This is a genomic window from Nocardiopsis oceani, from assembly GCF_054777395.1.
The window spans coordinates 174743-195200 of record NZ_BAAHAR010000001.1 but is presented as its reverse complement, the minus strand read 5'-3'; the positions used below and the strand labels follow the sequence as shown (position 1 = coordinate 195200).

Sequence of the window (20458 nt, the reverse complement as noted above, 5' to 3'; positions counted from 1 at the left end):
CCCATGCGGAAAGCGGCACACCCCAAGGGCTGGGCAACCAAACCCCCTTTGCCACCAGGCTCCAAGAGAACGGGGTTGAGCCGGGCGACCGCTCTAGGGGACGGCGGGAACGGGAGCGGCCCCGGACACGGGGTTTCCGTGTCCGGGGCCGCATCTCGTGGTCGTGCTCCCGGGGTGCCCGGGGTGTGCGTCAGACCGCGGCTCCGTTTCAGACGGTGGCGCGGCGCTTGCGGGCCAGGTGCAGGGCGCCGGCGCCCGCGGCCATTAGGGCGATCGCCGTGGCGAAGAGCGCGGTGAGGGCGCTGCCGGTCTGGGCCAGCTGCTCACCGCCCGCGTGGTCGCTGTGGTCGGCGGCGGCCGCGCCGTCCTCGACGGCCTCCGCTGCCTCGTCAGCGGCCTCGGTGCCGGCCTCGTCGGCCGCTGCTTCCTCAGAAGCGGTCTCGGCCCCCTCGGAGCCCTCGGCGTGCTCCGCGTGCTCGTGCTCGAGGTCCTCGTACGCGGCGGGGTCGATGGAGAAGCCCTCGTCGTCGGCGGAGGCGGTGGTCGTCGCGGCGCTGTCGCCGCCGAAGCTCACGTCGGAGCAGCTGTAGAAGGCCTCGGGGCTGTCGGTGCGCTGCCAGATCGTGTAGATCAGGTGCTCACCGCTCTTCTCGGGCAGCTCGGCGGTCATGGTGTAGGTGCCGTCCTCGACCTCCGGCTGGTCGTCGATGGCGAACGGCTCTTCCTCGAGGTCGTCCCAAGCCAGCGAGCTGCTCGAGTCCCAGTCGTCGGTGGTGACGTAGTACTCGATGTAGCCCTCGTGGGGCACCGCGGCGGTGTACTCGAAGGTGTAGTCCGAGCCGGAGGGCAGCTCGGTGATGGCGGTGCTCGCCCAGTCGCCGGGGTTGTCCAGTGCGGAGTACTTGTCGCGTCCGGCGCTGCACAGTTCGCCGTCGGGGATGATGTCGCGGTGCTGGCCGTCTGCCTGGGCGATGTTGACCTCGTGCCAGTCGTAGAGCGGCTGCGTGCCGTTCTCCTCGACCAGCTGGACACACATCTCCGACTGGGGGCTCTCGGGGCCCTCCTCGTAGCAGGCCGCGATGCGGCTGATCGGGTCGCCGAGGGTGCCGTGGGCGCTTGCCGGGGACACGGCGAGACCGGCGAGGCCGATCGGCGCGACCGCCAGGACGGCGGTCGAGCGCATGAGTCGTCCGAACCTCATCAGGGGGTGCTCCTCAAGTCGTGGACTAGCGGGGGAACCGTGCGGATCGCGAGACCGCGCGGTTGTCCGGGCTGGAGGGACGACCTTTCGGGCAGCCCGGTGGCATGGGGCCCGCCGGGGGTTCCAGCCCGCCCGAAAGGTATGGGTGGCGACTATACAGACATACATCAGAAAGGGAAGCTTTTCCGGAATAAAAAGCTTTGACCTGCATGGTTGACGGATCCACCGATCAACAGTAATGTTTGTTTTCGGTTGAGTGCGGCGCCGTGTACTAAAATGGCCACGGTTGTCATGAAAGATGCTCTGGGTGTCCCGAGAGCGTAGTGTATTTCCTGTGTCGTGTGCCCATTCCCGGCCTTCTTCGGCAATGGTTCGTATCTGACCAAAGAATGGGTCCGTGAGTCCGGCAGGGCGCCCGCGGGCCGTGGCAGCCGTGCGTCCGGAACCGTCCGCGGAACAGTGCCCGGTGCCGCGAAAAACCGCTGGAAAACGTCCGACCGGCTGCCTACCTTGGTCCCATGACCACACGAGAGCCCCGACGGGCCGTGCCTGGGAGCGCTGCCATGACCTCCCGGAACCCCTCCTCAGAACCGGCGCTGCACCTGCGCGGTGTCGTCAAGCGCTTCGGCTCACTCACCGCGGTCGACGGCCTCGACCTCGAAGTCCCGCAAGGGGTCGTCCTCGGCCTCCTCGGCCCCAACGGCGCCGGAAAGTCGACCATGATGCGGATGCTCACCGCGCAGTCCATCGCGGACGAGGGCAGCATCAGCATCCTCGGCCACGAGATCCCCGCCGAGTCCAAGTGGGCCCGCGCCCGCATGGGTGTCGTTCCCCAGCACGACAACCTGGACGAGGAACTCACGGTCGAGCAGAACCTGCGGATGTTCTCCTTCCTCTACCGGGTCCCCCGCAGGCAGCGCCGGGAAGCCATCGCCCGCACCATGCGCCTCGCCCAGCTCAGCGACCGCGGGGAAACCCCCGTCGACGACCTCTCCGGCGGGATGCGCCGTCGGCTGCTCATCGTCCGGGCCCTCCTGCACCGGCCGGAGCTGGTCCTCATGGACGAGCCCACCGTCGGCCTGGACCCGCAGGTGCGCCAGGAACTGTGGGGCGTCATCTCGGCCCTGCGCGACGAGGGGGCCACCGTCCTCATGTCCACGCACTACATCGAGGAGGCCGAACGCCTTTCCGACGAGGTCGCCCTCATGGCGAAGGGCCGCGTCATCGAGCGCGGGGCCCCCGCCGACCTCGTCGCCAAGTACGCGGGGGCCACCGTCGAGGAGTACACACCCGAGGGCGAGGACGGCCTGGCCGCCCTCGAGAGCCTGGTGCAGGGCCACGGGTTCAGTACCCGCCGGACCGGAACCAGCCTGTCCGTACTCCGCGCGGAGGAACTTCCGGAGTCGGTCCGCGACCGCTTGACCCGACCCGAATCCCGGGCCAGCAACCTCGAGGACGTATTCGTCACCCTGACCGGGGAGGCCGTGGAATGAGCCTGACACAGCAGCGCGCCGACGCCCGGCCGGAACGGCACGCCAGGCCCGGCCGCTTCGAAGCTGACGCCGTCGTGGGGGTGGTCGCCCGCGAGTGGATCCTGTACGGGCAGTCCTGGCGGGCCACCACCTTCGCGGCGGTCGTCGAGCCGACCCTCTACCTGCTCTGCTTCGGCTTCGGCATGGGCGCCCTCATCGGCACCCTCGCCGGGTTCAGCTACATCGACTTCCTGGGGACCGGCATCGTCGCGGTGTCGGTCATGTTCCAGTCGATGATGCCCGCCGTCATCAACACCTTCATCAAGCGCCGGTTCCTGCACACCTACGAGGGCATCCTCGCCGCCCCCGTCGACGTGCGCGAACTCGTCACCGGGGAGGCGCTGTGGCTGGCCCTGCGTTCCGGGGTCTACGGCTGCGTGCCGCTGCTGGTGGCGATCGGCTTCGGGCTCGAACCCGGACCCGGGATGCTGTTCGTGCCGTTCATCGCCTTCCTCGCCGGGTTCGCCTTCGCGCTCTTCGGTATCTGGATCTCGGCGCTGATCCGCTCGGTGCGCGCCATGGACTACGTGTTCAGCGGCCTGTTCACTCCGCTGTTCCTCCTGGCGGGAACGTTCTTCCCGCTCACCGAGTTGCCGGACTGGGTCCAGACCGCCGCCATGGTCAACCCGCTCTACCACGCGGTCGAGCTGATCCGGGGATCGGTCTTCGGCACAATGGCGGCCGGGACGGCGCTTATGCACGTCGCCGTGCTGCTCTCCTTCGTGGTGCTGATGTGGAACCTGGCCGCCTTCCAGATGCGGCGCAGGGTCGTGAACTGACCGGGCTGTGGAGCATCCGGGCCGATCTTGGGCAGCCAGGACGGCCAGGGCGGCCAGGGCGGTCAAGGGGTGGAACAGTGATGGCGTGGGAGGGCTGCCCTCCCACGCCATCGGCGTTGTCTGCCCGGAACCCCGGGCCGTGAACCGGACGGTCAGGCCCCGCTGGGGGCCCACCGCAGCTCGAAGGTGGCGCGCTCGCCGCCGTCCGTCACGCTCATGCCCACGCCGACCGCGCCCCACTGGTCGGGCACGTTCACGTCACCCGTGTCCAGGATCTGGCGCAGGTCGAAGAAACCGGCCATCACCGCGTCGTCCAAGTCCTGCATGGTCTGCTGGAAGACGGCGTCCTCGCCCAGGCCCCCCGTGGGGTTTCCGCCGTGCGAGACGACCACGGTGTCGCTGTCGCTGGTCACGCTGGGCGGGTCCGTGGTGGAGTACGGACCCACGACGATGTCCTCGACGAAACCGTTCAGCGCGCTCTCGTCGCCGCCGACCGCCCGGTACTCGAAGGCCGGGTCGCCGCCGGAGCCGTAGGAGTTGCCGAGGGGGTCCCCACCCGGGTCGACCTCGGACAGTCCGAAGGCCGTGGAGGTGCCGAGCAGCGAGGTGAACCCCTCGGGCAGCGGGGCGCCGATGGAGTTCAGGTCCGTCTCCATGTCCCGGCGGACGTCCTCGGTCAGGAAGGGGAGGTCGTCCTCCTCCCAGGCGGTGCTCAGTGCCTCGTCGAGGCCGCTTCCGCCGAAGGCCATCACGGTGCCGGAGGGGAGCTCCGCCATGGCCCCCACACTCGCGCCCTGGGCGTCGGCGAGCCAGGACAGGTCCTCGTCCTCGACCTCGAAGCCGAACACGTCCGCGCGGGCCTCGAGGTAGTCGCCGTCGACCCGGACGGAGGCGGTCATCCGGCCCTCGACCAGGTCGGCGTCGCTGCCGAGACCGCCGGTGAACTCGTTGCCGACTTCGGTCATGCCGCTCAGGGAGCCCAGGTCGGCCCAGGCCAGGGCGATGCTGCCGCTGGGGACGTCGCCGGCGTCCGAGGAGTAGGTGCTGTCGTCCCCCAGGGTGCCGTGGGACGCCATCTGGTCGTTGTAGTCACTGAGCTCGACCTCGGAGTCGGTGAAGACCACGAAGTCGTCGACCATCTCGTGGTGGACGTCGTGGCTCTCCCGGAGTCCGGCGAACTGGGTGTCGGCGGCACTGGCGTCCTCGACGGCCAGCGCCATCGCGTAACCCATGCCGTCGCGGTCGGCGGCCTCGGAGTTGTCCGTGTGCCAGGCGCCCAGGCCGACCTTCGGCCCGATCCAGGCCTCCACCTCGGACTGGCTGAGGTCGTAGGCGTCCGCGAACACCTCGGCGAACAGCGCGGTGGGGTCGTCCCCCGACTCACTCGTCTCCTCGGTGACCTCGTCCGGGAGCTGGTCGACGAAGTTCAGCAGGTCGATGGCCTGTGAGCCGTCGATGTCCAGGTCGACCTTGCCGAAGGCCACGGAGTTGCCGGGCAGGACCGACTCGGGCTGTGTGCCGTCGAAGCTGACCAGTGAGGCCGTCGCCCAGACGGTGCCCGCCATGACGGTGACGGCCACACCGGCGGCCGCGGGGATCAGCCACTTACGGCCACCGCCGCCACCGGGGGGCGGCATGGGGCCGCCGGAGTACTGGCCGCCGTGGGGCGGACCGCCGTAGGGCGGCTGGCCGGGGCCGCCGGGGCCGCCGGGACCTCCGGGGCCGGGACCCATGGGTGCGCCGGGCCCGCCCTGGTACGGCTGTCCGGGCCCCTGCGGGGGCGCGAAACCCGGCTGCCCGGGAGTCTGCTGCGGAGGGAACCCCTGACCAGGCTGCCCCGGCTGCTGTGGCGGTTGCCACTGTGGCTGCTGAGGGTGGTCTGGATAGGACATCGAATCCTCCGGCAAGGGTGTTTCCAAGGGCGGGCGGCCACGCGGCCGATGACAGGTCAGATGCCCGCACGCGTCGAGTTGTTCGCGCTCCGGCGGTGGGTTCGCGCGTGGACGGGCCAGTCACGAGAGCGCCCCGGCGCCCGCCGTCACGGCGGACACCGGGGCTCCCACGTGCAGAAGAGGGCTACTCCGGCGGGGAGGTGAGGTCGACGCCGCTGTAGGCCGACAGCTTGCTGAGGCGGTGCTCGCTCTCGATCTGGCGCACGGTGCCGCTGCGGCCGCGCATGACCAGCGAGTCTGTGGTCACACCGGTGGACTCGTAGCGGACACCGTCGAGCAGCTCGCCCTCGGTAATGCCGGTCGCGGCGAAGAACACGTCGTCGGAGGAGACGAGGTCGTTCGTGTACAGCACGCGGTCCAGGTCGTGTCCGGCCTCGATCGCCTGCTGGCGCTCCTCGTCGTCCTTGGGCCACAGGCGGCCCTGGATGACGCCGCCCAGGCACTTCATCGCGCAGGCGGTGATGATGCCCTCGGGGGTGCCGCCGATGCCCAGCATCAGGTCCACACCGGTCCCGGAGCGGGCCGACATGATGGCGCCCGCGACGTCGCCGTCGCTGATGAACTTGATCCGGGCGCCCGCGTCGCGCACGTCCTGCACGAGCTGCTTGTGCCGCGGACGGTCCAGGATCACGACCGTGACGTCCTGCGGGGACTTGCCCTTGGCCCGGGCCACGGCGCGGACGTTGTCCGCGACGGGAGCGGCGATGTCCACCACGTCGGCGGACTCGGGTCCGGTGGCGAGCTTCTCCATGTAGAACACCGCGGACGGGTCGAACATGGTGTTGCGCGGGCTCATCGCGATCACGGCGACCGCGTTGGGCATCCCCATGGCGGTGAGGGTGGTGCCGTCGATCGGGTCGACCGCGACGTCCCACTCGTGGCCGCCGCCGTCACCGACCCGCTCGCCGTTGTAGAGCATCGGGGCGTTGTCCTTCTCGCCCTCCCCGATCACGACGATGCCGTTCATCGACACCGTGCTGATCATGTGGCGCATCCCGCGCACCGCGGCGCCGTCGGCACCGAGCTTGTCGCCCTTGCCGACCCAGCGGGCCGCGGCGAGCGCGGCGGTCTCGGTGACGCGGACCAGCTCCAGCGCGAGGTTACGGTCAGGCGCCGAGTACTGCGCGGACGGACTACTGGACTGCGACATGGACGTGACACCTTCCGTCGGGAATCAGGGTGGGATGCACGTCTTAGGGTAGTCACCGCAAGTGAACCTTGGCTGTCACGGGTGGGAGGAGTCGCCCCGGAAGCAGGAAAACCTTCGCGGGTGCGGGGGCTGCCGGTGAGGGGTCCGGGGAGACCGGTGGCAGGGTTCGTGGGCGCGAAGGTCTACGCTGGCGGGGACCCGGACAGGAGTGAGGGCGTGACAGTGGACAAGACGGACAAGCCCGCGCGGGTCTCGCCGCGCGGAGCGGCCACCCGCAGTTCCCTGCTGAAGGCGGCGGCCCAGGTGTTCCGCACCATGGGTTTCGCGAAGGCCGGTGTGAGCGAGGTCGTCGCGGTCGCCGGCGCCAGTGTGGGCAGCCTGTACCACCACTTCACCGGCAAGGCGGACCTGTACGTCGCCCTGTACGAGGAGTTCCAGCAGCGCCAGCAGGAGCGCACCCACCAGGCGGTGCGTGACGCGCGGGCCGAAGGTGAGAGTGATCCCACCCGGCTGATGAACATCGCGGCCCACGCCTACCTGCTCGGCTCCATCGAGGAGCGGGAGACCGCGCGGCTGTTCTTCAGCGGCGACGGTCCGCCCGGCTTCGACTACCGGCTGCGCTCCCGGCTCACCCAGTGGACCGACCGCAACGTGGCCCTGTTCCGCAAGGCGGACGAGCCCGTGGACGAGGCGCTTCTGATCGTGGTGAGCGGTTCCATGCTCTTGGCCGTGGCCGAGGTCGTCCGCCGGGACGACGCCGACGCCCACCGGCTCGCCGATGACATCACCGGCCTGCTGACCGAGCTGGAGCGCCGCAGACGTCCCCAGGACTGAGTTCCCCGGCGCCCGGGGCGTGAGTTCCCGCGGCGGCCGAGGTTCTGGTCACGGCCGTTAAACGCACCCCAGGTCGAGGCGGGCGCGACCCTGGGGCAAGCTGGTGTTTGTCATGAGTTCATACAGCCGGGCCAACGCCACTTTCAAGAACTACGCCATCTCTCTCGGGATCGTCGTCGGCATCCTTCTGTTGATGGCGTTCGTGGTCTCCACACGTTCGGACGAAAACATCCCCTCCGTGGAGTACCGCCCGGACGTCGAGGTGCTCAGGGACGCCGCCGACTATCCGGTGGTCGCGCCCGAGGGCCTTCCCGAGGGGTGGGTCCCGACCAGTTCCACCCTGGACGTCACCGGGCCGACGGAGTGGAGCCTCGGGTTCGCCACGCCGGAGGACAGCCACGCCATGCTGACCCAGAGCGACGGGGAGCCCGAGGGCGTGGTGGCCGACCGGGCCCAGGACGCCGATCCCGTGGGCATGGTCTTGGTCGCCGGCGAGGAGTGGGAGCACCTGGAGGGCGAGGACTGGAGCCTGATCGTGCTGCGCGAGGAGGACCGGACCCTGGTCATCTCCGGAAGCACCACGCTCGACGAGTTCGCCGTTCTGGCCGAGCACCTGGAGACCCTCCCGGTCCAGGACACCGAGGACGCTGACGAGGAAGCCGCACCGGAGGCCGACGAGGAGGCCGACGACTCCTGAGGTCCCGCCCAGCGCACCGGACCCCGTTGACGGGTCCCGGGCCCGACGGGCCCGAGCGGACCCCGCACACGCAAGTGCCCCGACCGGAATCCGGTCGGGGCACTCTGCGTCGTGTGACCCGGTTGGCCGCTGGCGGCCGGATGGCCGACTACTCCGCGCGCAGGTCGCGGCGCAGCTCCTTGGGCAGCGAGAAGGTGAGCGTCTCGTCGGCGGTCGTCACCGGGCTGACCGACCCGAAGCCGTAACCGGCCAGCTTGTCGAGCAGTTCGCGGACCAGGATGTCGGGCACGGAGGCGCCGCTGGTCACACCAACGGTGGTGACGCCCTCGAGCCAGGCCTCGTCCATGAGGGTGGCGTTGTCGATCAGGTACGAGGCGTCGGCGCCGGCGTCCAGGGCGACCTCGACCAGGCGGACGGAGTTCGACGAGTTGTCGGAACCGACCACGATCACGAGCTCGCACTCGGGGGCCATCGCCTTGACGGCGTCCTGGCGGTTGGAGGTGGCGTAGCAGATGTCGTCGCTGGGCGGCGCGAGCAGGTTCGGGAACTTCTGCTTGAGGGCGTCGACGGTCTGGTTGGTCTCGTCCACCGACAGGGTGGTCTGGGACAGCCAGGAGACGTTGTCGGGGTCGCGGACCTCGACCTTGTCGACCTCTTCCGGGCTCTCCACGATCTGGATGTGCTCGGGGGCGTGGCCGCTGGTGCCGTCGACCTCCTCGTGGCCGATGTGGCCGATGAGGACGATGTCGCGGTCCTCCTTGGCGAAGCGCTGGGCTTCCTTGTGCACCTTGGTGACCAGGGGGCAGGTGGCGTCGATGGTCTTGAGTTCGCGCTCCGCGGCCTGCTTGTGGACGGCGGGGGAGACACCGTGAGCGGAGAAGACGACGATGGCGCCCTCGGGCACCTCCTCGGTCTCCTCGACGAAGATCGCACCGCGCTCTTCGAGGGTGCGCACGACGTGCGTGTTGTGCACGATCTGCTTGCGCACGTAGATCGGCGCGCCGTACTGCTCCAGGGCCTTCTCGACGGTGATGACCGCTCGGTCGACACCGGCGCAGTAGCCCCGAGGATTGGCGAGTAGCACACGGCGTTGGTTCGTGGCAGTCGTCGTCGCAGTCATGTAATACATCCTAGGTGCCATGGCGGGCTGTGGATCCGAGTGTGGGATAGTGCACCGAACTGGGCATACCTATCAGTGCGGCCACGAGCAGGTGACGCCCGGGCAACGGAACGTATCCGGTTGGGCTTCGAAGTGGCGAAATCGTTCACTTCTCTCCTGCTCATGCTGTTCCTCCCTCCTCTATCCTGGTTCACCATCGCATCTGTTATGAGGCGGTTCGCCCTCAACTCGGCCTTGCCTGGTTTGCTGGACGCGCGCCGCCGGCCCAACGCCGAGAGCATCAGGAGCCCCCGTCCTATGTCGAACCCGACCATCGCGACGAAGCTGACCTCCCTCATCAAGGGCATCTTCGGGCGCAAGGACCAGGTCGCCACGACCACGCAGGACAAGAAGGACGAGACCCCCGCGACGGAGACCCCCGCCAAGGAGACCGCCGCCAAGGAGACCGCCGGGTCTGCGGGGACCACCGAGGCCCCGGCGGAGTCCCCCGAGGCCCCCACCGAGGCTCCCGAGACGGAAGAGAAGGAAGAGCCCGCGGCCGAGGCGAAGGCCGAGGACAAGCCCGCGGAGAAGAAGGCCGGGGCGAAGGGCAAGCCCGCCGCCAACGGCAAGCCCGCGGCCGACAAGCCCGAGGCCCCCGCCACGGAGGCCGCCGAGGCCGCCGAACTGGTCGAGGAGCCCAAGGGCGAGCCCACCGAACCCGCCACCGCCGACGTCCCCGAGGACGGCTCGGCCCTGGCCGAGGAGCTCGAGGCCGCCGAGGCGCACACGAAGGTCGCCAGCGACGACGTCCTGGAGCGGGTCCGCAAGGACGTGTCCCCCTCGGCTGAGGACCTGGCGGTGCCCACCTACGACGAGCTCACCCTGCCGTCCATCCGGGCCCGCCTGCGCAAGCTCACCATCGATCAGGTCCGTGACCTGCGTTCCTACGAGGTCGCGCACGAGGGACGGCCCGAGTTCATCAAGATGTACGACAACCGCATCGCCAAGCTCGAGTCCGGGGCCTGAACCGGCCCCTCCCTTGACCCCGGCCCCGGAACAAGGCCCAGCCCGGTTCCGGGGCCGCACCTTGTCTCGGGGGACCCGCTGTCCAGGAGCCCGCGGTTCAGGAAAACCGTGCCCCACCCCGCCCCGCCCCTCTCCTGCCCGGAACTGTCGGCACCCTGGCCTAGGCTCTGGAGCCATGGGAATGGAGAGCTCCGCGGAGGCACCGCAACCGGTCAGGGTCGTGCTCCAGGCGGTCGGCGGCTGGATCGACCGGCTGGGCGCCATCTGGGTCGAGGGGCAGATCGCCGAGCTGAACTCGCGCGGCCGAATGTCCTACATGACGCTGCGCGACCCGGTCGCCAACGCCTCGATCCGGGTGATCTGCGAGACCTCGGTGCTGCGCAGGCAGGAGCCGGCGCCGGTGCCGGGCGACCGCGTGGTCATCCACGCCAAACCAGACTTCTACCAGCTCAAGGGCACTTTCTCGCTGCGCGCGCGGGAGATCCGGCACGTCGGTATCGGCGAACTGCTGGCCCGTTTGGAGCAGCTGCGGCGCACCCTGACCGCAGAGGGCGTGTTCGACCAGGCCCGCAAGCGGCCGCTGCCGTTCCTGCCCAACACCGTCGGCCTGGTCTGCGGCCGCGACTCCGCCGCCGAGCGCGACGTGCTGGAGAACGGCCGCCGCCGCTGGCCCGCGGTGCGCTTCGAAGTGCGCCCGGTGGCGGTCCAGGGCGACCGCGCCACCCGTGAGGTGATGGAGGCGCTGCGTGAGCTGGACACCCACCCCGAGGTCGACGTCATCGTGGTCGCCCGGGGCGGCGGTTCGATGGAGGACCTGCTGCCCTTCTCCGACGAGGCGCTCGTCCGCGCGGTCGCCGCGGCGGCCACCCCGGTGGTCAGTGCGATCGGCCACGAGCAGGACACGCCCCTGCTCGACTACGTGGCGGACGTGCGCGCCTCCACCCCGACTGACGCGGCCAAGCGGACCGTGCCGGACGTCGGGGAGCAGTTGGAGATCATCCGGCAGCTGCGCGACCGCGGCCGCCGGGTCATCAAGGGCGGTGTGGACCGCGAACTGAGCTGGTTGGCGAGTGTGCGCTCCCGTCCGGTCCTGGCCGATCCGGTCAGGGAGATGGAGCGGCTCACCGAACAGGTTCTGGAGCTGCGCGACCGGGCGCGGCGGAGCCTGGCCATCTCGCTGGACCGGGCCCGCGACGGGCTCGGCCACACCGAGGCCCGGTTGCACGCCCTTTCCCCGGCCACCACGCTGGCCCGCGGATACGCGATCGTGCAGCGCGAGGACGGTTCCGTGGTCCGATCAGCGACCGAGCCCGCGGTGGGGGAGACCCTGCGGCTCCGGTTCGCGGAGGACGGCCTGAGTGCCACGGTCGACTCTGTTGACCCCGACCCGGCGGGCGGCGGTGAGGGGGACGCCGCCGCGACCGGGCCTGCGGCGGCGAAGACGAAGTCCGGCACCGCGAAGGCCAAGGGCACCGGCACGGCGAAGGCCAAGGCCACCGGTACTGCGAAGACCAAGGCCACCGGCACGGCGAAGACCAAGGCCACCGGCACGGCGAAGGCCAAGGGAGCCGGGGCCGGTGCGGCGAAGGCGAAGCCCGCGGCCGCGAAGACGAAGCCAGCCGCCGAGAGCGGGAACGAAGACACCACCGAGGGGGAGTAGGGCATGCCCGAGACGAGCACGGACCAGGGCGCGAACGGCGGCGCGGGCGACAGCGGGTCCCCGGAGCTGAGCTACGAGGAGAGCCGGGACGAGCTGAACAACGTCGTCCGCAAGCTGGAGTCGGGCGGCCTCACCCTCCAGGAGTCCCTGAAGCTGTGGGAGCGGGGCGAGGAGCTGGCCCGGACCTGTGAGCAGTGGCTGGAGGGCGCTCGCGCCAAGCTGGCCGCCGCAATGGACGAGCGCAGGGGCGACGAGCCCGGGGACGGGGACACCCCCTTCTGACGCGGGCGTGCCCGACCGGGTACTCCCGGCTCGGGCGGCCTGCCCCGGGCGTGCCCTATTTGCGGCCGTTGAGCTCGTCGCCGAGGGTGCGCAGGTTGCCGGGCAGGCCGCGGAAGACCGCGATGACCAGGACCAGGGCGGTACCGAGGAACAGCCACGGCGCCACCTCGGCCAGGCGGGAGGCCAGGCCCAGGATGAGGACGCGGGCGAAACCCTCGTTGCCCAGGGCCAGCAGGGCCTCGGCGGCCACCACGGCGACGAAGTAGGCGATCGGCGGGCTCACGGACAGCGACAGGAGGTCGGTGGGGCGTACCAGCGCGGCGGTGACCAGGCAGGCGAGGGTGAAGGCAGCGCCCGGGGCCGCCGGTGCGGAGGCCAGGTGGGCGATCATGGTTCCGGCGAAGCTGCAGACGACGATCAGCAGGACACCACCGCGGCCGGTCAGCCGCGGCGGGCGCCGTGGGGTGTCCGCAGCGGCGTTTCCGCGCGGCCTGGCCGCGTTCGATACGTCCCGGCCGCGACCGTTGGACCGCACGAAGTACGGGGCCTGTCCGGGCTCCGGACCGTCCGACTTGCGCGGGGGCATGGTCGTGCGCCTCCCAAGTTTGTTACTCACAGTGTTTAGTGTGTCACTTCTTGTGAAACTTCCAGGGTCTTTCCTGGGATCGTGTCGCCATTTCGGCCACTTGCCCCTTCCGGGGTGAACGTGCCTTCCACCCTTTGGACGCCGAGATCTCCCCACCTGGTTCTGGTCGTTTCCGGGCGCTTGCCCGCTTCGTCACTCTCCGTGCTCGCGTCCGGCGGTCGGGTTTTGGGTCCAACCGTTGTGACCGTTACCCCCGTGCCGAATGTCCTCGACATCGGCCGAACCCGGCGCGTCCATGCCGGGCATGTCGGACTCCTGGCTCGTGAGCCCCGGTTCCGCGAGCTCCGGTGCCGCCACCGTACGCGGCCGCTCCTCCACGCCCGAGAGCCGGTCCAGGTCTCCGTCCACCAGGCCCAGCTCCTCGAACCGGCGCGCGGTCACCAGGACCCGGCTCTCCAGCGAACCCACCGTCTGGTTGTAGGCGCTCACCGTCCGGGTCAGTGACCGGCCCAGGCCCTCCACGTGCCCGCCCAGCGTCGACAGACGCGCGTGCAGCTGCTTGCCGAGGTCGAACACCTCGCGCGCGTTCTCGCTCAGCGCCTCCTGCTGCCACGCGTACTGGGCCGTGCGCAGGAGGGAGATCAGTGTCGTCGGCGTGGCGATGTGCACCCGTCGGCCCATCGCGTACTCGAGCAGGCCGGGGTCGTACTCCAGCGCCGGGGCCAGGAAGGCCTCGCCCGGGATGAACAGCACCACGAACTCGGGCGCCGGCGTGAACGCCGTCCAGTACGACTTCGACGACAGCTGGTCCACGTGGGTGCGCACGTGCTTGGCGTGTGCGCGCAACCGCTCCTCGGCCGCCGGCCCTTCGCCGGTCTCCACCGCGTCCAGGTACGCGGCCAGCGGCACCTTGGAGTCCACGACGATGTTCTTGCCGCCCGCCAGCCGCACCACCATGTCGGGCCGCTGCGAGCCGGACACCGCCTGCTCCTCGAAGTCGCAGCGGGCGCCCATCCCGGCCAGTTCGGCCACCCGGCGCAGTTGCAGTTCACCCCACCGGCCGCGCGCCTCGGGCCTGCGCAGGGCCGTCACCAGTGACTGCGTCTGGTCCCGCAGCCGGTCCGAACCCTCGCGCACGAACTCGACCTGCTTGGCCAGCTCCGCGTGCGCGGCGGCCCGCCCTGCGTCGACCTCCCTCAGCTGGGACTCCACCCGGTTGAGGGTCGCGGTCAGCGGCTCGACCATCCGCTCCACCGCGCGCCGCCGCTCGTCCAGGTCTCCCCCGGCCTCGGCGCTGACCGCGCGCAGCCTCCCCTCGGCGAGTTCGAGGAAGCGCTGGTTGGTCTGGTCCAGGGCTTGCGCGGACAGGGCCCGGAACCGGTCGGCGAGCTGTTCCTCCACGTAGGCGGCGTGCTCCTGCGCGGCCCGGGCGTCGGCGCGCGCCTCTGCGTCGCGGCCGCGGGCGAGCAGCCAGCCCACCGCGGCGCCGATGGCCAAGCCGATGAGGAGTACGAGTACGAGTGCGAGGGCGTCCATGGCGCCATGCTCTCAAGCCCCGGGGGCCTCGTGCCGCCCAACGCGCAGGATTTCGGGCAACGGGGACACGGGGACAGCCCCTAGGTGGCCGGTTTCCGAGCGGCCCCGGGGGTCGTCGGCGGACCGGTCTGGTTATTCGTTTAACCTTGGGGAAGCACCGTCCCGAATACTCGGTAGGCACATCCGAGCCGCGTGGTACGCGGCCGACCTGGGGGAGTGACATGACCGCACCGACCGACGCCGCCGCCCGCGCCCGCCGTGTGGAGGAGGCCCTTGCAGCCCTGGACCTGGAGGGCCGGGTCCGCCTGCTCGCCGGCGAGTCCATGTGGGCGATCCCCGCGAACCCCGCCATCGGGCTGGGCCGCCTCGTGATGTCCGACGGGCCCGTCGGTGTCCGAGGTGAGCAGTGGACCCCCAACGACCCGTCGGTCCAGCTCCCCAGCCCCACCGCCATCGCGGCCACCTGGGACCGCGGGCTCGTCCGGGAGGCCGGGCGCCTGCTCGCCCAGGAGGCCCACCGCAAGGGCGTCCACGTCCTGCTCGCCCCGGCCGTGAACATGCACCGGTCGCCGCTGGGCGGCCGCCACTTCGAGACCTACTCGGAGGACCCCTACCTCACCGGTGAGATCGGGGCCGCCTACGTGGCCGGGGTCCAGTCCGGCGGTGTCGCCACCACCGTCAAGCACTTCGTCGCCAACGACTCCGAGACCGACCGCTTCACCGTGGACGTGCGCGCGGACGAGCGCACCCTCCGCGAGATCTACCTCGCGCCCTTCGAGCGCATCGTCGCCAAGGCCGATCCCTGGGGCGTCATGGCCTCCTACAACCGGGTCAACGGCGTCTCGATGACCGAGAACGCCGACATCAACTCCGTACTGCGCGACGAGTGGGGCTTCGACGGCTTCATCGTCTCCGACTGGACCGGGGCCCGCGACACCGTCCGGGACGCCCTCGCCGGACTCGACGTCGCCATGCCCGGCCCCAACACCGTCTACGGAGAGCACCTCGTCGACGCCGTCCGCGACGGGCGCGTCCCCGAGGAGGCCGTGAACGCACTCGCCCGCCGCGTCCTGCACCTGGCCGCCCGAGTGGGGCTGCTGGAGGGAGCCGAGCCCGTGGTGGCCCCCGCCGACCGGCCCTCCGAGCTGGACGGGCGCGCCATCGCCCGGGAGGTCGCCACCCGCTCCTTCGTGCTCCTGCGCAACGAGAACGCCGCGCTGCCCGTCGAGCCCGCAGGCACCGACCGCGTGGCGCTGATCGGCCTGGCCGCCTCCGAGGCCCGCACCAGCGGCGGCGGCAGCGCCAGCGTCTTCGCCGAACGGACCGTCACCCCGTTGGCGGGCCTGCGTGCGGCCCTGCCCGAAGGCACCGAGCTCACCTACGCGGTGGGTGCCGACCCCCGCGCCAGCATGCCCGCGGTCGCCGCCCGGCTCACCGCCACCTTCCTCGCCGCCGACGGCCGGGTCCTGGCCACCGAGCCGCTGCCGGACGGCACCGCCCGCTGGATCGGCGAACTCCCGGACGGGGTCACCAACGCCGAACTCGACCGCATCGTCCTGGAGGGCACCTTCACGCCCGACCCCGGCGGCGAGCACCTCTTCGGGGTCTCGGGGGCCGGGAGCTACCGCCTCACGGTCGGAGAGCGCCTGGTCTTCGACGGCGACCTGGTGTTCGAGGGCGACGACCCGGCGGCGGCGATGTTCGACCCGCCCGCCACCTCCCTGCCCGTGGACCTCACCGAGGGTGAACCGGTCCGGCTGCACGTGGAGAAGCGCCACCAGGACCTGGGCATGGGCGACTTCGCGTTCATCGGGTTCACCCTGGTCCACCGGGCACCCATGGCCGACGCGGACACCCTCATCGAGGAGGCGGTCGAGGCCGCCCGCGGCGCCGACGCGGCGGTCGTCGTCGTGGCCACCACGGCCGACGTCGAATCCGAGGGATTCGACCGTTCCGAGCTCGCCCTCCCCGGCCGCCAGGACGAGCTGGTCGCCCGCGTCGCCGCCGTCAACGAGCGGACCGTGGTCGTGGTCAACGCGGGTGCCCCGGTGGAGATGCCCTGGCGCGAGGACGTCTCGGGCATCCTCCTCACCTGGTTCGGCGGACAGGAACTGGGCGGGGCCCTGGCCGACGTCCTGCTCGGCCGCCGCGACCCCTCCGGACGCCTGCCCACCACCTGGCCGGCCGAGGAGAAGGACGTGCCGGTGCTCGGCGTCGTCCCGACCGACGGGGCCCTGGACTACTCCGAGGGCGTGTTCGTCGGCTACCGCGCCTGGGAGCGCGCCGGAACCGAACCGGCCTTCTGCTTCGGCCACGGGCTGTCCTACACCGAATGGCGCTACGACGGCGTCGAGGTGGAGCTGGCCGCCCCGGGGCAGCGTGCCGAGGACGGGGAGGAGCTCCTGGCCACCGTCCGGGTGCGGGTGACCAACACGGGGGAGCGCGCGGGGAACGAGGTCGTGCAGGTGTACCTCGTCCCGAACGAGCCCGGCGACCGCCCGGCCAGTGCCCTGGCGGGCTTCGCCGCGGTGAGCGCCGCCGCTGGGGAGTCCGTGGAGGCGGTCGTGGCCCTGCCGCGCGACGCCATCCGCACCTGGGCACCCGACGCCGATGAGTGGGAGTACGTCCCCGGCGGCTACGAAGTGCGCGTGGGCCGTTCCCATGGGGACGTCCGCCTGACCGCCCCGGTCGAGGTGCGGTAGCCGGGGCCGGGTGATCGGGCGCGGCGGCCCTTCAGACCCGGCCCTCAGGTCTGGCGCTGGACCATGGTCGGGGTCCAGGGGGAGAAGTCGGCCCGGGGGCCGCCCCTGATCACGTCGACGATGCACCGTGCCATGTCCGACACGTCCCCGCGGTCCATCCGCACGCTGCTCAGCTGGGGGCGCAGCATCCGGCACAGCATCACGTCGTCCGTGCCCACCAGGCCCACCTCTTCGGGCACACGGACACCGGCGTCCAGCAGGGCGCCGAGAAGCAGACCGCTGAACTCGTCGTTGTAGCCGAACACGCCCTGGGGCATCCCCTCCCGCCGCCACCGGGCCACCAGGGCGGTCGCGGACTCGGGGGACCAGTCCATCTCGTACGGGCGGACCCGGGCCCCGGCCGCCTCGGCGGTCTCGCGCAGCCCGGCCAGCCGCTCGGTCCCCATCTGCCTCAGGGTGTCCGGCGTGGGCACTACGGCTGCGAGCTCCCGGTGGCCGCGCCCCAGCAGGTGCTCGGCGGCGACCCGGCCCACGCCGCTGTGGTCCATGGCCAGCCGGGAGACCCCGAGCTCCTTGGCGGCCTCGCTGGTCCCGCCCGCGGCCAGGACGCTGATGCCCGCTTTGCGCATCAGCTCGACCCCGGCGGGGGTGAGGCGGTCGAAGCCCGCGATGACCGCGGCGGGGCGCAGGCGTGCCCAGTTCCGGGCGGCCTTGACCCCGCGGTGCGGTTCGGCGCCGTACTGCATGAAGGTGTAGCCCAGTTCCCGCACACCGAGCGTCAGTTCGTGCGTGAAGTCCGCGGCCAGCTGCCCGCGCACGTTCTCCAGCTGGACGTACAGCACCACGTCGCTCGTCCCGGTGCGCAGGGAGCGGGCACTGGAGTGCGGGACGTACCCGAGTTCGTCGGCGGCCGCGCGCACCCTGCTCCGCGTGGACTCCGGGATGCGGGATCCGGGGGCGTCGTTGAGCACGTAGGACACGGTGGCGGTGGACACCCCCGCCTGCCGGGCGATGTCGGTGATGGTGGCGGGTCGTGGACGGATGGAGGTCATGAGTTCATCCTGCCTTGCGCGGGAGGCGCCTGGTTCGCGGGCGGTACGCGCTAGGGCGTGAAGCCGGTGTTGCGGGAGGGCGTTGACATGGTTAAACGTGTCACTTAGCTTAATCGTATAATCAGCGTGACCAGGATTACTCCCGAACCCGTGACCAGGGAGGACCCCAGCGCGCCCCCTCAGATACGTGGAGACACGCATGGCCCAGTCCACGACCACCGACCCCCACCCCCCACCCCCGGCGTCCGGGCCGCGCGGCATGCGCCGGGTCATCCCGATGGTCGGGCTCGGCGCCCTCGGCTTCAACGCCTTCTACATCGGGATCGGCTCGGTCCTGCTCCCGCTGCACGTCCAAGGGCTCTTCCCCGGGAACGAGGAGGCCGCCGTCGCCAACCTCGGCCTGGTCTCCGGCGTGGCCGCCGTCTTCGGGGTCGTGTTCAACCCGCTGGGCGGCGCGCTCTCCGACCGCACCCGCACGCGCTGGGGGCGCCGGAACCCGTGGATCCTCGGGGCCGCGGTCGTCTCCCTGGCCCTGGTCCTGGTCATGGGGTTGGCCGACTCCCTGCTGATGGTCGCCCTCGGCTGGTGCCTGGCACAGGGGGCGATGAACTTCCACCAGGCCGCCGTCACCGCCGTCGTCCCCGACCGCGTACCCGAGGACCGCCGCGGCAGCGCGGCCGCGGCCCTGGGCATCGCCGTCGCCGCGGGCGGCATCCTGGGCACCGCCCTGGCCACAGCCCTCTCCTCGAACCTGACCTTCGGCTACGTCGCGCTCGGCGGCCTGGTCGTGGCCGTGGCCGTGCTGCTCACCTCGCTCACGCACGACCCGCGCGGCGACGAGCTCCCCCCGCCGCCGCCCAGGCGGGAGGGCCCGGCCAATCCCCTGCGCTCACTGGGCCGCTTCCTCTCCGCTCTGAGCCACCGCAACTTCCTGCTCGTCCTGGTCAGCCGGGCCGTGATGTACCTGGGCTACTTCATCATCTCGAGCTTCACGCTCTACATCCTCGACTACCACGTCGAGCTCCCCGCCTCCCTGGTGCCGGCGCAGGGCGTCACCCTGGTCGTCCTGCTCATGGCGAGCAGCATGATCGTCGCCAGCATCGTCCTGGGGCCGCTGTCGGACCGCCTCGACCGGCGCAGGCAGTTCGCGATCGCCTCCGGAGTGCTCGCCTCGCTGTCGATGCTCATCCCGTTCGCCGTGCCCACCTGGACCGGGATGCTCGTCTTCGCCGTGGCCATGGGGCTGTCCTTCGGGTCGTTCGTCGCCGTCGACACCGCGCTGGCCACCCTGGTGCTGCCCAACAAGGGGGACGCCGCCCGCGACATGGGCGTCTTCAACATCGCCGCCGCCGGGCCCCAGGTCATCGCCCCGTTCATCGCCTCGCTGATCATCCTCCACCTGGGCGGATACGGCTCCCTGTTCCTCGTCGGTTCCGTCCTCGGGCTGGTGGGCGCCCTCACCATCTGCTTCGTCCGCGGAATCCGCTGACCCAGGGAACGCCGACCAGGGGAACCCGGCCCCGGGAAACCCGGAGCGCTGTCCGCAACCGGCCAACGGCGGGGGTTGCCGTAGGGCATCCGAGCCCACACGCTTTCCGGAACCGCCCGTGACATCCCCCGGCTCGGGAGAAAGGCCCCCACATGCGCCTCGCGACCTACAGCAGCGGAGAAGGAGACCGGACGGCGCTCCTCGTGCACGGGGCCGCGTCCCTGCACCGGACCTGGCACGCCGTCGAGGACGAACTCCTCGGCCGGGGGTACCGGGTCATCGGTGTCGACCTGCGCGGACACGGCCGCAGTCCGCGCGGCGAGTACTCGTTCGAGGCGCTCAGACAGGACCTCGTGGACTCGCTCCCGGTCGGTGCGGACCTGGCCGTGGGCCACTCCATCGGGTGCGTGGCGCTGTCCCTGGCCTTGGAACACCTGCGCCCGTCCCGGGCCGTCTACGTGGACCCCTCGTTCCGCATCCCGGTCCCGCCTGAGGGCGCGGCCGAGCGGATGCGGGAGGTGTTCGCCGACGCGGACGCCGACCGCGTGCGCGAGCTGCACCCCCGGTGGAGCGACGCGGACGTGCACCTCGAGCTGGACGGTTTCGCCGCCTTCGACCCGGCCTTCCACGACTGGGTCTTCGCCGAGGTGTGCGGGGAGGACCACTACCCCAAGGCGCCGGAGGTGCCCACGCTGGCGGTGCTCGCGGGGGAGGGCTCGCCGATCGGTCCCGAGGGCGGGGCGGTGCTGAGGGAGCGGGGGTTCACCGTCCGCACGGTCGAGGGGGCGGGCCACTGCGTGCACCGCGACGACTTGCCGGGACTGGTCACCGCCCTGGACGGCTGGATCTGAGCCGACCCGGCCCGGCACCGGGTCATA

17 protein-coding genes are annotated in these 20458 nt (G+C 71.2%); 10 read left to right on the top strand and 7 right to left on the bottom strand.

Going from position 1 to position 20458, the window contains the following annotated elements:
• Window positions 1–208: 208 nt before the first annotated feature.
• The gene (locus tag ACYVDG_RS00820; RefSeq protein ID WP_460745703.1) at window positions 209–1201 is read right to left on the bottom strand and encodes a lytic polysaccharide monooxygenase auxiliary activity family 9 protein; all 993 of its coding nucleotides are present in this window, start codon (window positions 1199–1201) and stop codon (window positions 209–211) included.
• A 563-nt stretch (window positions 1202–1764) separates the two neighbouring features.
• Here ACYVDG_RS00820 and ACYVDG_RS00815 point away from each other — a divergent pair.
• The gene (locus ACYVDG_RS00815; protein ID WP_460745700.1) at window positions 1765–2694 is read left to right on the top strand and encodes an ABC transporter ATP-binding protein; all 930 of its coding nucleotides are present in this window, start codon (window positions 1765–1767) and stop codon (window positions 2692–2694) included.
• Entirely contained in the window at window positions 2691–3512 is an 822-nt protein-coding gene (locus ACYVDG_RS00810; RefSeq protein ID WP_460745697.1) for an ABC transporter permease, read from the top strand. The genes ACYVDG_RS00815 and ACYVDG_RS00810 overlap by 4 nt, the downstream gene beginning before the upstream one ends.
• Before the next feature lie 152 nt (window positions 3513–3664).
• Here ACYVDG_RS00810 and ACYVDG_RS00805 read toward each other — a convergent pair whose 3' ends face one another.
• A complete protein-coding gene (locus tag ACYVDG_RS00805) occupies window positions 3665–5245 on the bottom strand; it encodes a hypothetical protein (protein WP_460745696.1) in 1581 nt (526 codons plus the stop codon).
• 343 nt (window positions 5246–5588) lie between these two features.
• Complete coding sequence (gene glpX / locus ACYVDG_RS00800; RefSeq protein ID WP_460745694.1) at window positions 5589–6614, bottom strand: class II fructose-bisphosphatase; 1026 nt, start codon at window positions 6612–6614, stop codon at window positions 5589–5591.
• 222 nt (window positions 6615–6836) lie between these two features.
• Here glpX and ACYVDG_RS00795 point away from each other — a divergent pair, with 222 nt between their 5' ends.
• Window positions 6837–7448: a TetR/AcrR family transcriptional regulator gene (locus tag ACYVDG_RS00795; RefSeq protein ID WP_460745843.1), complete on the top strand. Its 612-nt coding sequence runs from the start codon at window positions 6837–6839 to the stop codon at window positions 7446–7448.
• 112 nt (window positions 7449–7560) lie between these two features.
• Complete coding sequence (locus ACYVDG_RS00790) at window positions 7561–8145, top strand: DUF4245 domain-containing protein (RefSeq protein WP_460745692.1); 585 nt, start codon at window positions 7561–7563, stop codon at window positions 8143–8145.
• 148 nt (window positions 8146–8293) lie between these two features.
• On the opposite strand, the gene ACYVDG_RS00785 is transcribed toward ACYVDG_RS00790, so the two are convergent.
• On the bottom strand, window positions 8294–9265 hold the full coding sequence (locus ACYVDG_RS00785; protein ID WP_460745690.1) for a 4-hydroxy-3-methylbut-2-enyl diphosphate reductase: 972 nt from the start codon (window positions 9263–9265) through the stop codon (window positions 8294–8296).
• Between the two features lie 297 nt (window positions 9266–9562).
• Here ACYVDG_RS00785 and ACYVDG_RS00780 point away from each other — a divergent pair, with 297 nt between their 5' ends.
• From ACYVDG_RS00780 to ACYVDG_RS00770, 3 genes are all read left to right on the top strand, one after another.
• Complete coding sequence (locus ACYVDG_RS00780; protein ID WP_460745687.1) at window positions 9563–10273, top strand: hypothetical protein; 711 nt, start codon at window positions 9563–9565, stop codon at window positions 10271–10273.
• A 175-nt stretch (window positions 10274–10448) separates the two neighbouring features.
• Window positions 10449–11933 carry an exodeoxyribonuclease VII large subunit gene (gene xseA, locus ACYVDG_RS00775; RefSeq protein WP_460745685.1) on the top strand — a complete coding sequence of 495 codons (1485 nt, stop codon included), beginning with the start codon at window positions 10449–10451 and terminating at the stop codon, window positions 11931–11933.
• Between the two features lie 3 nt (window positions 11934–11936).
• On the top strand, window positions 11937–12215 hold the full coding sequence (locus ACYVDG_RS00770) for an exodeoxyribonuclease VII small subunit (RefSeq protein ID WP_460745683.1): 279 nt from the start codon (window positions 11937–11939) through the stop codon (window positions 12213–12215).
• Between the two features lie 55 nt (window positions 12216–12270).
• On the opposite strand, the gene ACYVDG_RS00765 is transcribed toward ACYVDG_RS00770, so the two are convergent.
• Both ACYVDG_RS00765 and ACYVDG_RS00760 read right to left on the bottom strand, forming a co-directional pair.
• Window positions 12271–12801 (bottom strand): DUF6542 domain-containing protein, encoded by a 531-nt coding sequence (locus tag ACYVDG_RS00765; RefSeq protein WP_460745841.1) that lies wholly within the window; start codon window positions 12799–12801, stop codon window positions 12271–12273.
• A gap of 192 nt (window positions 12802–12993) precedes the next feature.
• Window positions 12994–14337: a DNA recombination protein RmuC gene (locus ACYVDG_RS00760; protein ID WP_460745680.1), complete on the bottom strand. Its 1344-nt coding sequence runs from the start codon at window positions 14335–14337 to the stop codon at window positions 12994–12996.
• Window positions 14338–14558: 221 nt separating this feature from the next.
• On the opposite strand from ACYVDG_RS00760, the gene ACYVDG_RS00755 reads away from it, so the two are divergent.
• Window positions 14559–17039, top strand: coding sequence for a beta-glucosidase (locus ACYVDG_RS00755; protein WP_460745677.1), 2481 nt, complete (start codon window positions 14559–14561; stop codon window positions 17037–17039).
• A gap of 44 nt (window positions 17040–17083) precedes the next feature.
• On the opposite strand, the gene ACYVDG_RS00750 is transcribed toward ACYVDG_RS00755, so the two are convergent.
• Complete coding sequence (locus tag ACYVDG_RS00750) at window positions 17084–18091, bottom strand: LacI family DNA-binding transcriptional regulator (RefSeq protein ID WP_460745675.1); 1008 nt, start codon at window positions 18089–18091, stop codon at window positions 17084–17086.
• A 199-nt stretch (window positions 18092–18290) separates the two neighbouring features.
• On the opposite strand from ACYVDG_RS00750, the gene ACYVDG_RS00745 reads away from it, so the two are divergent.
• Window positions 18291–19580 carry an MFS transporter gene (locus tag ACYVDG_RS00745; RefSeq protein ID WP_460745672.1) on the top strand — a complete coding sequence of 430 codons (1290 nt, stop codon included), beginning with the start codon at window positions 18291–18293 and terminating at the stop codon, window positions 19578–19580.
• Window positions 19581–19732: 152 nt separating this feature from the next.
• Window positions 19733–20431, top strand: coding sequence for an alpha/beta fold hydrolase (locus tag ACYVDG_RS00740; RefSeq protein ID WP_460745669.1), 699 nt, complete (start codon window positions 19733–19735; stop codon window positions 20429–20431).
• The last annotated feature ends 27 nt before the right edge of the window (window positions 20432–20458 follow it).